Annotated in this window: 14 protein-coding genes; all 14 read right to left on the bottom strand. The window is 57.8% G+C overall.

What is annotated here, in order from left to right; translation table 11 throughout:
• On the bottom strand, positions 1-230 hold a 230-nt coding region (locus PA598K_RS35880), incomplete at its 3' end, for an HTH domain-containing protein (protein WP_185601410.1).
• A gap of 39 nt (positions 231-269) precedes the next feature.
• Entirely contained in the window at positions 270-1,730 is a 1,461-nt protein-coding gene (locus PA598K_RS01575) for a PTS mannitol transporter subunit IICB (RefSeq protein ID WP_128655149.1), read from the bottom strand.
• Positions 1,731-1,940: 210 nt separating this feature from the next.
• Complete coding sequence (locus PA598K_RS01570) at positions 1,941-2,420, bottom strand: RicAFT regulatory complex protein RicA family protein (protein ID WP_128655148.1); 480 nt, start codon at positions 2,418-2,420, stop codon at positions 1,941-1,943.
• Between the two features lie 31 nt (positions 2,421-2,451).
• On the bottom strand, positions 2,452-4,014 hold the full coding sequence (miaB, locus tag PA598K_RS01565) for a tRNA (N6-isopentenyl adenosine(37)-C2)-methylthiotransferase MiaB (protein WP_128655147.1): 1,563 nt from the start codon (positions 4,012-4,014) through the stop codon (positions 2,452-2,454).
• Positions 4,015-4,071: 57 nt separating this feature from the next.
• Entirely contained in the window at positions 4,072-4,641 is a 570-nt protein-coding gene (gene pduL / locus PA598K_RS01560; RefSeq protein WP_128655146.1) for a phosphate propanoyltransferase, read from the bottom strand.
• Positions 4,642-4,739: 98 nt separating this feature from the next.
• Entirely contained in the window at positions 4,740-5,606 is an 867-nt protein-coding gene (locus tag PA598K_RS01555; protein ID WP_128655145.1) for a 2-oxoacid:ferredoxin oxidoreductase subunit beta, read from the bottom strand.
• Position 5,607: 1 nt separating this feature from the next.
• Positions 5,608-7,341: a 2-oxoacid:acceptor oxidoreductase subunit alpha gene (locus PA598K_RS01550; RefSeq protein ID WP_128655144.1), complete on the bottom strand. Its 1,734-nt coding sequence runs from the start codon at positions 7,339-7,341 to the stop codon at positions 5,608-5,610.
• A 102-nt stretch (positions 7,342-7,443) separates the two neighbouring features.
• Positions 7,444-8,388, bottom strand: a complete 945-nt coding sequence (locus tag PA598K_RS01545) for a dipeptidase (RefSeq protein WP_128655143.1) — start codon at positions 8,386-8,388, stop codon at positions 7,444-7,446.
• Positions 8,389-8,488: 100 nt separating this feature from the next.
• The gene (locus PA598K_RS01540; RefSeq protein WP_020615207.1) at positions 8,489-8,749 is read right to left on the bottom strand and encodes a stage V sporulation protein S; all 261 of its coding nucleotides are present in this window, start codon (positions 8,747-8,749) and stop codon (positions 8,489-8,491) included.
• Between the two features lie 137 nt (positions 8,750-8,886).
• Positions 8,887-9,684: a TIGR00282 family metallophosphoesterase gene (locus tag PA598K_RS01535; protein ID WP_128655142.1), complete on the bottom strand. Its 798-nt coding sequence runs from the start codon at positions 9,682-9,684 to the stop codon at positions 8,887-8,889.
• 97 nt (positions 9,685-9,781) lie between these two features.
• On the bottom strand, positions 9,782-11,323 hold the full coding sequence (gene rny, locus PA598K_RS01530; protein WP_128655141.1) for a ribonuclease Y: 1,542 nt from the start codon (positions 11,321-11,323) through the stop codon (positions 9,782-9,784).
• Positions 11,324-11,496: 173 nt separating this feature from the next.
• Positions 11,497-12,201 carry a RecX family transcriptional regulator gene (locus PA598K_RS01525; protein WP_128655140.1) on the bottom strand — a complete coding sequence of 235 codons (705 nt, stop codon included), beginning with the start codon at positions 12,199-12,201 and terminating at the stop codon, positions 11,497-11,499.
• Between the two features lie 89 nt (positions 12,202-12,290).
• Entirely contained in the window at positions 12,291-13,349 is a 1,059-nt protein-coding gene (gene recA, locus PA598K_RS01520; protein ID WP_128655139.1) for a recombinase RecA, read from the bottom strand.
• A gap of 262 nt (positions 13,350-13,611) precedes the next feature.
• Entirely contained in the window at positions 13,612-14,373 is a 762-nt protein-coding gene (locus PA598K_RS37660) for a nicotinamide-nucleotide amidohydrolase family protein (RefSeq protein WP_376739028.1), read from the bottom strand.
• Between the last annotated feature and the right edge of the window lie 20 nt (positions 14,374-14,393).

Raw genomic sequence — 14,393 nt, 5'->3', positions numbered from 1 at the left:
CCCTCGAGTCGGGCCAGTTGCCCGGCATCCGCCTCGAGGCGCAAGCCATAGCCCGACTGCCGGAGCAGGCTCGCGCCGACCGCAGCGATCGCCTCCTCCAGCCGGGGCAGCTCCCGATGCACCGTGCGGACGCTCACGCCGAGCTCCTGCGCGACATCCTTCGCCGTCGTGCCGGCAGCGTGTTGGATGAGCAGCCGGAGCAACTGGCTTTGCCTTTCGGTCAGTCTCATACTCGCCCTCCCTTCGGCTGCAGTGAGCTTGCCGATCGGTTATCCGCTCAGACGCTCAACCAGCTTGTCGTACTCGGGACTTTTCATGAAGTTATCGATCGAGATATGCTCTGCCTGCGGCTGCTGCGCCGTCGCCCGCTCAGTCAACGATCGGTGGGTGATGACGATATCCGCATCGGCAGGAATGTCGCTGATCGCCGTATTGGTTACTTGCACATCGATGCCCGCTGCTTTCATCTTCTTGCGCAGCACTGACGCGCCCATCGCGCTTGAGCCCATACCGGCATCGCAGGCGACGATAATTTTGCGCACCTCTTCCTTGCTCTTCGTTACTTGGCTCGACTGCTCTACCGCTCCTCTAGACGTCGCTGCGCTCGTGACGCCCGCAGTCGAAGCACCGGCGCCCTTGAGCTCGCTCATCCGCGATTGCGCCGCTTCCAGAGACGGCTCCTCGCCATCCTTTTGCTTCATCGTCTTCAGCAGCAGGAACGCTACGATGAACGACGCTGCCGCGCCCGTCAGCACACCGGCCAGGACAGGCATCAGCTCTCCCTTCGGCGCCATCGCGATATAAGCGAAGATACTACCCGGCGATGCCGAAGCGACCAGTCCCGCATTCAGCAAGGCGAAGGTGAAGCTGCCTGTGACGCCGCCGGCGATGGCTGCGAGGATCAGACGGGGGTTCATCAGAATATAAGGAAAATAGATCTCGTGAATCCCGCCGAAAAACTGGATGACGGCGGCGCCGGAAGCCGATTGCTTGGCGCTGCCTCGACCGGCAATCATGTAGGCGAGCAAGATGCCCAGCCCCGGTCCGGGGTTCGACTCTAGCAGAAAGACGATCGATTTGCCCAGATTGGCCGACTGCTCAAAGGCGATCGGTCCAAGAACCCCGTGGTTGATTGCATTGTTGAGGAACAACACCTTGCCGGGCTCGATCAAAATATTGGCGAGCGGCAGCAAGCCGTTGTCGATCAAAAACTCCACGGAGTTCGCCAGAATACGACTGATGAACTGGATGACCGGCCCAACGCCGAGCAGCGCGCCGATCGACAAGGCCGCGCCGATAATGCCGGCCGAGAAATTGTTGACCAGCATCTCGAAGCCCGACGGAATCTTGCCGTCGATGGCGCGGTCAAATTGCTTTAAAATCCATGCCGCCAGCGGCCCGACGATCATCGCTCCCAGAAACATCGGAATATCCGAGCCTACGATAACCCCAATTGTTGCTACAGCACCAATTACACCGCCGCGGAAATCATGAATCATCCTGCCGCCTGTGAAGCCGATCAACAGCGGCAGCAAATAATAAAGCATGGGATCGACGAGCTCCCCCAGCGTTGCGTTCGGCAGCCATCCATCTGGGATGAACAAGGCCGTAATTAATCCCCATGCGATAAAAGCGCCCATATTGGGCATGACCATGCCGCTCAGGAAGCGACCAAAGCGTTGGATCCGGACGCGAATGCCGCCTTCGGCATTTGGCTCGGAACGGTTCATTTCGATTCCCCCTCATATAAGAATTGTCCTTACTATTAACCAAAGCTCCTCGGTTCAATCGTAGATCAAAACGCTTTCATATTCAATGAAAGGAAAACCGTAATTCGGCAACAGGTTGCTGACAAATACACATCAATCGAAAAAAAAGCCGTTCTCCCGGGCTGCGATAAGACGCATAACCGGGAAAACGGCTTTCATTAATATAGAAGTTTAATCGCTGCACTCGTCCGGCGACGAGACGCCATCCGTATCAAGATTGATCTTCTCGGACACGGTGTCGCGGATGATCGAAACCACCAGTTGCAGCAAATAGTTGACATCTGATTGGCTCTGCTGGAAATCCGATACGATTGGAATGCCGTCAAGCTCCTCCTGCAAGGCTTCCAATTCACCTTCGATTTTCTGCACCATTTGCGGGTTTTGGAACGACTCGAAGGCAACGACTTCTTTTTGCTTTTTCTTCATCAAGGCAATTAGCGACTGGATGCGTTCATTACCATTGATCTGAGCTTCAGCACGCTGATAATATTGCACTTCCTCGGACTGGTAGATCAGCTCCGCCAGCTCCTTGGCCTTGGCCAGGACGTCTTCCTTCACCAGCAGGTCGCGGGTATGGTAGGAAGGCATGTCATGACAGTTCCGATCCTCATGGCTATGCTTGTGTTCGGCTTGCGTCTGTTGCTCTGCCATCGTTTTCTCTCCTTATCTCGTCCCGGTAGCGCTAGGAGCCGACAGCCTCCGCCGTCGACGCCGGTTGGACCAGCCGGGCTTTCAGGTACCAGGTTTGTACTTCGGTAATCTCGACCTGTACGAATTGGCCGATCAGCGACGCCGGTCCTTCGACATGGACCAGCTTGTTGGTCCGCGTGCGGCCGGACAACATATCGCTATTGTTCTTGCTCTCGCCCTCGACGAGCAGCTCGACGACCTCGCCAATCAAGCGTTGATTGCTCCCCAGCGCCAGCTCCTGGATGAGCAGGTTCAGTCGTTGCAGCCGTTCCTTCTTCACCTGCATCGGCACATTGTCCTCCATCTCGGCGGCCGGCGTGCCAGCGCGCGGCGAATAGATAAAGGTGAAGGCAAAGTCATAGCCGACCTCGCGCACGAGCGACAGCGTCTCCTCGAATTGCTCCTCGGTCTCGCCAGGGAAGCCGACGATAATGTCCGTGGACAGCATCACGCCCGGAATCTTCGCCTTGATCTTGTCGACGAGCTCCAGGTACGACTCGCGGGTATACTTGCGGCTCATCCGCTTCAGCACTGCACTGCTCCCCGCCTGGACCGGCAGATGGATCTGCTCGACCAGATTGCCCCCGCCTGCCAGCACCTCGATCAGATGATCGTCGAAATCGCGCGGATGCGAGGTCGTGAAGCGAATGCGCGGGATATCGATCTTCGAGATGTCGTGCATCAGGTCGCCGAAGCGGTAGTTCAGGTCCTCGAAGTCTTTGCCGTAGGCGTTGACATTCTGACCGAGCAGCGTCACTTCCTTGAAGCCCTGGCGCGCCAGCTCGCGCACCTCGGCGATCACGTCCTCCGGACGGCGGCTCCGTTCCTTGCCGCGGGTATAGGGGACGATGCAGTACGTGCAGAACTTGTCGCAGCCGTACATGATGTTCACCCAGGCGCGAAGCCCCTCCCGCTTCTTCGGCAGATTCTCGATGACGTCGCCTTCCTTGGACCATACCTCGACGACGAGCTCCTTGCTGAAGGTCGCCTCCTGAATGAGCTGCGGCAGCCGATGGATATTATGCGTGCCGAAGATCAGATCGATGAATGCATGCTTGTTGAGCAGTCGGCTGACGACCGACTCCTCCTGCGACATGCAACCGCACACGCCAAGCAGCAACGCCGGATTTTCGGTCTTTAGCGCCTTGAGATGGCCGAGCTCGCCGAATACCTTATCCTCGGCATTCTCGCGGATCGCGCATGTATTGAGCAGGATCAGATCGGCCTGCTTGCGATCTTCTGTTGCCGTATAGCCCATCTGCTCGAGCAGACCCTTCATCACTTCCGTGTCGTGCTCGTTCATCTGGCAGCCATACGTATAGATTAAGTATTGCTTCCCCGCACCGAGACTGCGCAGTTCCTCCGACATCCCGTTCTCATAGACGACCTTGATGTCTTCCTTGCCGCGCTGTTTTTCCTGGCGGTAGCTCGGCTGCGACATCAGATGGATTTCGCGTCCCTGAATGCGGATTTTTTTGCCGTGTTCGTCCTCGGATATGAGCTTGGCTCCGGAGAAGTCGAAATATTTGCTGTAATCTTTCGTTTCTTTGGCCACGCTGTCACTTCCCTCAGATTAATCGACTCAAATTATACCATAGCCGAGCAATCAGAGCTAGTCGAGGATCGTCGCCGTGTCGCCGGTGCGCGCGCCTGCGGCATTGGCTTCGTCGGTGTCGATATGCATGTCCAGCTTGAAGCTGTCCGAGACGCGCGCAATCACATGATCCAGCACGAGTCCGCGCTCGCCCTCCAGCTTGACCCGCAGCTCCTGCTTGTCCTGAATGCCCCAGCGCTCGGCATCAGACGTATGGAAGTGGATATGACGCGCAGCGACGATGACGCCTTGCTCGATCGTTACTTCGCCTGCCGGCCCCTTGATCGTAATGCCGGGCGTGCCTTCGATATTGCCCGATTCGCGCACCGGCGGGGTAACGCCGATGGCGAACGCATCGGTACGGGAGATCTCCAGCTGCGTCTGCTTGCGGGCCGGGCCGAGGATCCGGACCTTGCCGAACTCGCCCTTGGTACCGATGACCGCAACCGTCTCATTGGCGGCGTATTGACCCGGCTGCGAGAGTGGCTTCATCTCGGTCAGCTCGTAGCCTTCGCCGAACAGGATCGCGATATGTTCCGGGGACAGGTGGATATGGCGAGCGGATACGCCTACAGTGACTTGTTTCATCTTAGCATGCATCCCTTCTGTTACTGTTTCTAGTTAAGTTGCCCTGCTTTCTGAAGAAGGCATACAGCCCTGCATGGCCGTATGCCTCCCGCGTACCGTTATTTGAATTCGGCCAACAGCTTGTCGAACTGCTCCCGCGGCAGCGCGAGCTCCTGATTGGCCAGACCTTCCGGACGGAACCCCGAGATCATCTCCTCATACGGCTTGCGCTGTTGATCCTGGTAGATCAGGCCGGTCAACAGACCGCCGGTCTCCATAATCTTGGTCATCGCCGCGATCCGATTGCTCGGATCGTAGTCCGGGAACTCGCTCAGGTTGACGATATGCTCCTTGAACCAGTCGTACGTGTTCACCTTGTTGAACGTCACGCACGGGCTGAACACATTGATGAGCGAGAAGCCTTTGTGCTGCAACCCCGCTTCAATCAGCGCCGTCAGCTGCTTGATGTCGCTCGAGAACGACTGGGCGATAAAGGTCGCGCCTGCGGACAAGGCGATCTCCAGCGGCGACAGCGTCGTCTCGATCGAGCCCTCCGGCGTCGACTTTGTCTTGAAGCCTTCGGCGCTGCGCGGCGATGTCTGACCTTTGGTGAGACCGTAGATCTGGTTATCCATGACGATATAGGTGATGTCGAGGTTGCGCCGGATCGCATGGACCGTATGCCCCATGCCGATGGCGAAGCCGTCGCCGTCGCCGCCGGAGGCGATGACGGTCAGCTCGCGGTTGGCTAGCTTGACCCCCTGAGCGATCGGCAGCGCGCGTCCGTGGATGCCGTGCAGACCGTAGGCATTAATGTAGCCGGAGATCCGGCCCGAGCAGCCGATGCCGGAGATGACGGCGAGCTGCTCCGGCTCCAGTCCGCTGTTGGCAGCCGCCCGCTGAATCGCCGCCTGGATGGAGAAGTCTCCGCAGCCAGGGCACCAGTTAGGCTTGACGTTGTTACGAAAATCTTTGAATGTCGCCATCTTAGTTCAGCTCCTTACAGGCTTGGTAGACTTCCGTAGGCAGGAACGGGTTACCGTCGTACTTCAACAGACTGTGGATCTTGTCTGCATGTCCGGCATGCAGCTTGATCTGGTCGGCCAACTGCGCCGTCGCATTGTTCTCGACGACGAGCACGCGATCGGCACGCGCCATGAGCGCCGCCAACTCCTCTGCCGGGAACGGATGAATCTGACGGACAGTCGCATGATGCGTCGTGATCCCGTCGGCGGTCAGCCGCTCTCTCGCTTCGTCGATCGTGCCGCCAAGCGAGCTCATATCGACGATCAGCAGCTCTGCATGGTCATGTGGCGCATCTGCGCGCACGGCATCGCGGATACGCAGGCTTTGCAGCTTGCCGAGACGTTTGTCCATCATCCGCTTGCGGTTGATCGCGCTCTCGGATGGACGGCCCTGCTCGTCATGCTCGACGCCGGTCACATGATGCAGCCCATGCGCGTCGCCAGGGATCGCGCGCGGCGAGACGCCATCCTCGGTGAAGGCGTAACGCTGGAACAGCTGCCCCGCCTCGAGCGGCTCATGCTCGCGCGCCAGCTTGCCGCGCTTGATCTCGATCCGGTCATAATCGAGCAGCTCGCAAGACTGCTTGCCGAGCGAGAGCTGCAGGTCGGTCATCAGGATAACGGGCACTTGATATTCCTCGGCGATATTGAACGCTTCAATTGTATCATAGAAGCAGTCCTCGATGGACGCAGGGGCTATGACAACTTTGGGAATTTCGCCATGCGTGCCGTAGATCATCGCATTCAGATCGGATTGCTCCTGCTTCGTCGGCAAGCCTGTCGACGGGCCGCCCCGCTGCGTATTGACGATGACGAGCGGCGTCTCCGTCATGCCTGCGAGGCCGATCGCTTCGACCATCAGCGAAAGTCCCGGACCTGCCGAGGCCGTCATCGTTCGGACGCCGGCGTAGTTGGCGCCGATCGCCATCGTGACGGCAGCGATCTCATCCTCGGTCTGTACGACGGTGCCGCCCACCTTGGGCAGATGCTTGATCAGATACTCCATGATCTCCGATGCTGGCGTGATCGGATAAGCCGCCATCAGACGGCAGCCTGCCGCGATACAGCCGAGACCGATCGCCTCGTTGCCGATCATAAACAGCTTTTGCTCGCCGTCCGCCGGCTCCAGTCGGAACGCTTCGATCGGTCCGCCCGCCTGCTCGAGGACGAACTCGGCGCCGCGTTTGACCGCCTCGACGTTTTTCTCGACGACAGCCGCGCCTTTGCGGCCAAATTCCTCTTCCACCGCCTTGTTGAACACATCAAGCGGCAGGCCAAGCAACGCCCACGAAGCGCCGGAGGCGACCATATTTTTCATTAGCGAGGTGCCGAGCTCCTCCGCCATCGCGGTGATCGGCACGGCGAACAGCTGAACATCAAGCCCCTCGGGCACGACTGGGTTGAACTTGGCATCGGCGACGACGACGCCGCCCGGCCGCAGCTCCGGCGCGTTCAGATCGATGCTCTCCTGATCGAACGCGACCAGAATATCCAGATCGTCCGAGATCGCGCGCAGCGGCTCCCGGCTGATGCGGATTTTGTTATTGGTATGCCCGCCCTTGATGCGGGACGAAAAATGACGGTAACCGTACAAGAAATAACCTAATCGATTGAGTGCTGTCGAGAAAATACGGTCTGTACTTTCAACGCCCTCCCCTTGTTGTCCCCCGATTTTCCAAGACAATTGACTGATCAACGCGTCCATCTCCTCTTTTGCAATGCTCCCTAAATTCTATGTCGTCTTCTTCCAAATTGCAAGGACAATTGCATGGGTCTAAGGCATATAAAAAACATCCTCCTAGGCTTGCGGAAGATGCTTGGTCAAATAACGGTAAGCGTTGCCGCTCGCAAAACCGTCGACCTGGTCCGCGCTATAGCGCTTCAGCATTGCATCGAGCAGCTTCGTCGTCTCCACCGGGTGCGTCAAGCCGTCGACATAACGGTCGATGCCGTCAAAATCCGAGCCGAGCATCAGCTGACGCTCACCGCCAAGCTCGCATACATGCTCGATATGCCGCAGGATGCCGTCGATGCTTGCCTGTCCCCCCTCGCTCACGAACCAAGGCACATAGGTGATGCCGATCCGACCGTCACTGCGGATCAGTGCGAGCAACTGCTCGTCATCGAGATTGCGCGGGTGATCGCAGAGTGCCTTGACATTGGAATGCGAGGCAACGACCGGTCGCGTCGCTTGCGCTAGTACGTCCCAAAATCCACGCTCCGACAAATGCGAGACATCGACGATCATCTCCAGCTCTTCACACAGCTCTACTGCTCTGCACCCTTTCGCGGTCAAGCCGCCGCCCCGCTTCTCCATCACGCCGTCGGCCGCCCAATTGGCATGATTCCACGTCAGTCCGACCGCCCGGACGCCGAGGCGATGGAGGATACGCAGCATCTCGGGCTCGCCGTTCAGCCCGTCCACCCCTTCGAGCGAGAGCATGGCAGCAAGCGAGCCCTGACTGGCAGCCAGCCTCAGATCAGCCGCCGTGCGGATGTGTACGACGCTTGGACATGTGAGGATCTTGCGATAGAACAGGTCGATCGAACGCAGGATCGGCTCGATGCCCTGCCCCGCAGCGCGGGGGATAAAGATCGCAAAAGTTTGCAGGACGGTGCCGGACTGCGCCAAGCGTTCGTATGTAACATCCAGCGCGCCGCTTTGCTCGCCGCTAAAGCTCAACGTCTCGTCCATTAGCAGCTTGCTCAGCACGTCGCAATGAAAATCGGCTATGCCGCGCATGATGAACCTCCTTTTCATTGGCAAATGGAATTTCAACAAAAAAGCCTGTTTACGATGTAAACAGGCAGTCGATTCGACAAGCTTTATTCTGCATCCATGGTCAACGCGGCTCTACAATCAGCTTGATTGCAGTCCGATCTTCTCCCTCGATTACAATATCCGTAAAGGCCGGGATACAGATCAGATCAACACCGCTAGGCGCCACGAATCCCCGAGCGATCGCCACAGCCTTTACTGCTTGATTCAATGCACCAGCCCCGATGGCCTGCAATTCGGCGGCGCCGCGCTCGCGGAGTACACCAGCCAATGCACCGGCAACAGAATTTGGATTGGATTTTGCTGAAACTTTTAATACATCCATGAATGGTTACCTCCTCGGGAATGATGGATTGAAATCCACTATTAATACGTATTCGCGAGAAGTGAAAAAATTCCTGCTTTTCAAGCCTTGACTTTCTGACGATTCTGATTTATTGGACAATTCTAATGTGACGGCCTTTACGCCATCAGCCAGTCCTCCTCGACCCAACGGATCTTCGAGATCGAGCGAGCGCTGCCCGTAGCGTCGTCGATGTCGACGAGAATGGCATGGAAGTGCCACTTGCCCTCATCTACGACCAGCCGCGCCGGCATCCCGGTCAGGAAGCGATATTCGACCGCTTGCCGCTCCATACCGAGCACGCCTTCCATCGAGCCGACCATGCCGACATCCGTAATATAAGCGGCGCCTTGCGGCAGCACGCGGTCATCGTTGGTCTGCACATGCGTATGCGTACCCAGCACGATCGATGCCCGATCCTCCAAGTACCAGCCCATCGCCAGCTTCTCGGAGGTCGCCTCCGCGTGAAAATCCACCAGCACCGGGCGCTTGCGGCGATCGCCGAATTCCTCCAGCAGCCGGTCCGCTGTCCGGAATGGACAATCGATGGGGGGCAGGAATGTGCGTCCTTGCAGATTGATGATGGTCAGCTCCTTGCCCGCTGCCTTGATGACGGCCGCGCCCTGACCCGGCGCCTCCGGCGCGTAGTTGGCCGGTCTGACGATCCGCTCCTCATCGTCGATCCATTCGAACAGGTCCTTGTTATCCCACGTATGGTTGCCCATCGTAATGCCGTGGATGCCCCAGCTGAAAAACTCCTTGGCGATCGTGGCGGTAATGCCTCTTCCGGCAGCCGCATTCTCGCCGTTGGCAATGATGATGTGCGGCTGGTATTTGCTCTTCAAGGCAGGCAGCACCTGCTTGACCGCTTGACGCCCGACTTGTCCGACGATATCGCCGATAAACAATACTTTCATTGTGTTCGTACCCCTCGTTTCGTAGCTTCGCAATTCCCCTGAAAAATATGAAAAGTGGCTGACCAGCAGCCACTTCTCTTTTGTCCCACAGCGGGATTTATTTGGCGTATTCGACCGCTCGCGTCTCGCGAATGACCGTAACCTTGATGTGACCGGGATAATCGAGCTCGCTTTCGATCTTCTTCGTGATATCACGCGCCAATCGGAATGACTCGGCATCGTCGATCTTTTCCGGTTGGACCATAACCCGGACTTCGCGGCCAGCCTGTATCGCATAACATTTCTCTACGCCGTCGAACGATTCGGAGATTGCCTCCAGCTTCTCCAATCGTTTAATATACGTCTCCAGCGTTTCCCTGCGAGCTCCCGGACGAGCAGCCGACAAGGCGTCTGCCGCACCGACCAGCATCGCGATCACGGATGTTGCTTCGCAATCGCCGTGATGGGAAGCGATACTGTTAATAACGACCGGATGCTCTTTGTATTTCTTGGCCAGCTCTACGCCAATCTCCACATGCGAGCCTTCCACTTCGTGATCCAGCGCTTTGCCGATATCGTGCAGCAATCCCGCACGCTTGGCTAGTGTAATGTCTTCTCCCAGCTCTGCCGCCATCAATCCTGTCAAATAAGCGACTTCCATCGAATGCTTCAGGACGTTCTGACCGTAGCTTGTACGATACTTCAGTCTGCCCAGAATCTTGATCAGATCTGGATGCAGGCCGTGAACGCCGACCTCGAAGGTCGCTTGCTCGCCGTATTCGCGGATACGCTCGTCCACTTCCCGGCGGGACTTGTCGACCATCTCCTCGATGCGAGCCGGATGAATCCGGCCATCGGCGACAAGCTTCTCCAGCGAGGTGCGGGCGATCTCCCGACGAATCGGGTCAAAGCCCGACAGGATAACCGCTTCCGGCGTATCGTCGATAATGAGATCGATGCCGGTCAGCGTCTCTAGCGCTCGGATATTACGGCCTTCGCGGCCGATGATCCGTCCCTTCATCTCTTCGTTAGGCAAGGACACGACCGATACCGTCGTCTCTGCTACGTGATCTGCAGCGCAGCGCTGGATGGCCAGCGAGATAATATCTCTCGCTCTCTTGTCCGCTTCTTCTTTGGCTTGCTGTTCGATCTCCTTGATCATCTGGGCCGTCTCGTGACGTACCTCCTGCTCTACGTTCGAAAGGATGATTTGCTTGGCATCCTCCATCGTCAGATTGGAGATTCGCTCGAGCTCCGACACCTGCTGCTTGTAGATCAATTCGATTTGCTGCTGCGTTTCTTCGATTCGCTTCTCCTTGTTGGTCACTTGTTCTTCTTTGCGTTCCAGCGCTTCTATCTTCTTATCCAGTGACTCCTCTTTTTGCAGCAATCTTCTCTCCAGCCGCTGCGTTTCGCTGCGGCGGTCGCGAATATCTTTCTCTGCTTCGGAACGGAGCTTGTGGACTTCGTCTTTTGCCTCGAGCACCGTCTCTTTCTTTTGCGCCTCCGCTTCTTTCTTCGCATTTTCTACGATCTGAACGGCGGCTTGCTCGGCGCTCGAAATCTTGGCCTCGGCAATCGACTTTCGAATAAAATAACCAATCGCAACCCCTAAGAATGTCGCGCCAACAACGAGTAGAATCGTGAGCAAGTCAGGCATCTCTCTCACCTCCTCGTTGCATACCGAGGCAATCCCCGGATATTTGGTTTTCTAAGCCGGTTTTCATACCGTTCATCGACAAACTGGGCAAAAATAAGCATTTGAACCCGATTTTGGGAGGAAAATCGTTTCAAATTGGGAGGAATACAAATTCATTTTAGCTTTTGATAAAATCAATTGTCAAGCATTTGACCTTCTTCCGCCATGTTATCTTCTTCAAGGACGGCAGCGATTGCTTGCCTGACGATCGGGTGCGGATAGCCGCGCCTCAGCAGGAACATCATCAGCTTCCGTTTGCGATCCCGTTGCTCGCCTTTCAAATAGGGCCATTTCTTGGCTGCGGCGCGGATCGCCCCTTGCTGCTCCTGCTCGCTGTCGAGCCCCTCTACGGCTGCGGCAGCTACCGTCTTGGCGACGCCGCGCTGGATCAGCTCCTGCTGAATCCGCCGGCTGCCCTTCTGTTGCAATCGCATACGGTCGCCGGCGAATCGCCGCGCATAGTCCTCATCATCGACCAACTGCTCACGGATGAGCCGCTCGACGACAGGCGCGATCCGCTCCTCGGCCACCTCGCGCCGGCGCAAGTAGCGTTCGATCTCCATCGAGGTGCGCGCCTTCACGCCCAGATAAGCCAGAGCCAGCGTGTATGCCTGATGACGCTCGCCCGCTTGCAAGATATCATCGACAGCCGCCGCGCTCAGCACAGTGCCCTTCAGAAGCTTGTAGCGCACCAAAATATCCTCATGCACTGTCAACGCCGCTTCCTCGCCATGATCGAGGTAGATCTCGTACATCCCGCGCTTGCGGAGCAGCTGCTCGACCGATGTGACGACGCCGCCTTTGGCAGGCGTGGCCGGTTGCTGCGAGTCTTCGGTCACGTAAGTCCCCCCTCTCTTGCTTGGGACTAGAGGTCCCGGACAAATAAATAAGGCGCCTTGGTGACAAGGCGCCGGCTAATCTTCATCGATCAGATCAGTTCGAAATCTTCTTCTTCCTCTTCCTCTTGGCCCGCGCCGAGCGACGACGCTGCGACCGCCGTCGCTGCCAGATTGCTCGCCTGCCGTACTTCCTTCTCGATGACTTCGGCGACCTCGCGATGATCCTTCAGATACTGCTTAGCGTTCTCCCGGCCCTGACCGAGGCGCTCGCCGTTATAGGAGAACCAGGCGCCGCTCTTCTGGACAATATCCATCTCGACGCCGATATCGACCAGGCTGCCTTCTCTGGATATACCCTCACCGTACATAATATCGATCTCCGCCTGCTTGAACGGCGGCGCGACTTTGTTCTTGACGACCTTGATGCGGGTCCGGTTGCCGACCATGTCATTGCCTTGCTTCAACGTCTCGATGCGGCGCACCTCCAGACGAACGCTGGAATAGAACTTGAGCGCCCGGCCGCCCGGCGTAACCTCGGGATTGCCGAACATGACGCCAACCTTCTCGCGAAGCTGGTTGATGAAGATGGCGATCGTCTTCGACTTGCTGATCGATCCCGAGAGCTTGCGCAGCGCCTGCGACATGAGACGCGCCTGCAAGCCGACGTGAGAGTCGCCCATCTCGCCCTCGATCTCGGCCTTCGGCACGAGCGCCGCTACGGAGTCGATGACGATGACGTCGACGGCGCCGCTGCGTACGAGCGCTTCGGCGATCTCCAGCGCCTGCTCGCCGGTATCCGGCTGCGAGAGCAACAGTTCGTCGATATTGACGCCCAGCTTGCTCGCGTACAAGGGATCAAGCGCATGCTCAGCGTCGATAAAGGCGGCTTGTCCGCCGATCTTCTGCACCTCTGCGATGGCGTGGAGCGCAACCGTCGTTTTACCGGAGGACTCCGGTCCGTATACCTCAATGACGCGGCCTCTCGGCAGGCCGCCGATGCCCAATGCTATATCCAAAGCCAGCGAACCGCTCGGTACAACCTCGACCTGCATGCCAGCGTTCTCGCCCAGTTTCATAATGGAGCCTTTACCGAATTGCTTCTCTATCTGGCGCAATGCCATATCCAATGCTGCGCGACGGTCTGACAATACACTCACATCCTTCACAAGTTATAAGAGATTCTTCCATGCACGATACGAAACTCTCTCGTGCTCATAGTCTAATCATACCTTGTTTTTCATGCCTTGCCAAGCATTTTTTCGAACATACATTCGTTTTTTTGTGTCCAGAGAAAATAAAAAACCGCAGCAAAGTAATCTTCGCCACGGTTCTTCCGTTAACTTATGTTGCCATTATATGCGATAACCTAGGCTCTGACAAGACCCAAATCGCTCAAGATCGGGGGGCGAATCACAGCGCCGTGGCGGTCGGCTCCACGCTCTCGCGCAGCCGCTGCCAGAGCCGATAAAAGGCCGCCTTGATCGCCCGCAGACGGATCACCTCGCGGTTGCCGGAGAGCTGCAGCGTGTAGACCTCGGTCGGCCGGCCCTGCTGGGCCAGGCCGACATAGACCAGACCTACCGGCTTGCCCTCGCACTCCGCCGGTCCGGCCACTCCGGTGATCGAGAGGCCAAAGTCGGTGCCGGTCAACTCGCGCACCCGTTCGGCCATCATCGAGGCCGTCGACTCGCTGATCGCGCCGGGAGCGCCCTCCCCTTCAAGCTGGGCGAGCGGTATGCCGAGCAGCCGATGCTTCATCTCGTTCGTATAGGTGACGACGCCGCCCTTGAACTCGCTGCTGCTGCCCGGGATGCTGGTGATCGCCTCGGCGAGCAAGCCGCCGCTGCAGCTCTCTGCCGAAGAGAGCGTACGCATCGAGTTGCGCAGCAGCCGGATGACCGCCGCCTCGATCGGGATGTCATCCTGAGCGTACATGAATTGTCCGAGGCGCTCGGCGATCTTCGCCACGGTGACGTCGATCCGCTCCTGCGCCTCCGCGGCGTCACGCGCCTTGGTGGAGACGCGTAGCGCCACCTCGCCTTCCTTGGCATAGGGGGCGATCGTCGGATCGGACTGCTGCTCGATCAAATCGATGATCGCCGCCTCCAGGCTCGACTCGCCGATGCCAGAGAACCGCAACTGGCGGCTGAACAGCGGCCGCTCCTCGCCCATCACGCCGCGCAGCCAGGCGC

Source organism: Paenibacillus sp. 598K (assembly GCF_003851045.1).
Taxonomy (GTDB): domain Bacteria; phylum Bacillota; class Bacilli; order Paenibacillales; family Paenibacillaceae; genus Paenibacillus_D.
This window is presented reverse-complemented; position numbering and strand designations above follow the sequence as displayed.

Excerpts from the sequence above, each read along its gene's own strand:
- PA598K_RS01575 (WP_128655149.1), bottom strand. The coding sequence starts at position 1,730 with ATGAACCGTTCCGAGCCAAATGCCGAAGGCGGCATTCGCGTCCGGATC.
- PA598K_RS01570 (WP_128655148.1), bottom strand. The coding sequence starts at position 2,420 with ATGGCAGAGCAACAGACGCAAGCCGAACACAAGCATAGCCATGAGGAT.
- pduL (WP_128655146.1), bottom strand. The coding sequence starts at position 4,641 with ATGAAACAAGTCACTGTAGGCGTATCCGCTCGCCATATCCACCTGTCC.
- PA598K_RS01555 (WP_128655145.1), bottom strand. The coding sequence starts at position 5,606 with ATGGCGACATTCAAAGATTTTCGTAACAACGTCAAGCCTAACTGGTGC.
- PA598K_RS01545 (WP_128655143.1), bottom strand. The coding sequence starts at position 8,388 with ATGCGCGGCATAGCCGATTTTCATTGCGACGTGCTGAGCAAGCTGCTA.
- PA598K_RS01540 (WP_020615207.1), bottom strand. The coding sequence starts at position 8,749 with ATGGATGTATTAAAAGTTTCAGCAAAATCCAATCCAAATTCTGTTGCC.
- PA598K_RS01535 (WP_128655142.1), bottom strand. The coding sequence starts at position 9,684 with ATGAAAGTATTGTTTATCGGCGATATCGTCGGACAAGTCGGGCGTCAA.
- rny (WP_128655141.1), bottom strand. The coding sequence starts at position 11,323 with ATGCCTGACTTGCTCACGATTCTACTCGTTGTTGGCGCGACATTCTTA.
- PA598K_RS37660 (WP_376739028.1), bottom strand. The coding sequence starts at position 14,373 with ATGGGCGAGGAGCGGCCGCTGTTCAGCCGCCAGTTGCGGTTCTCTGGC.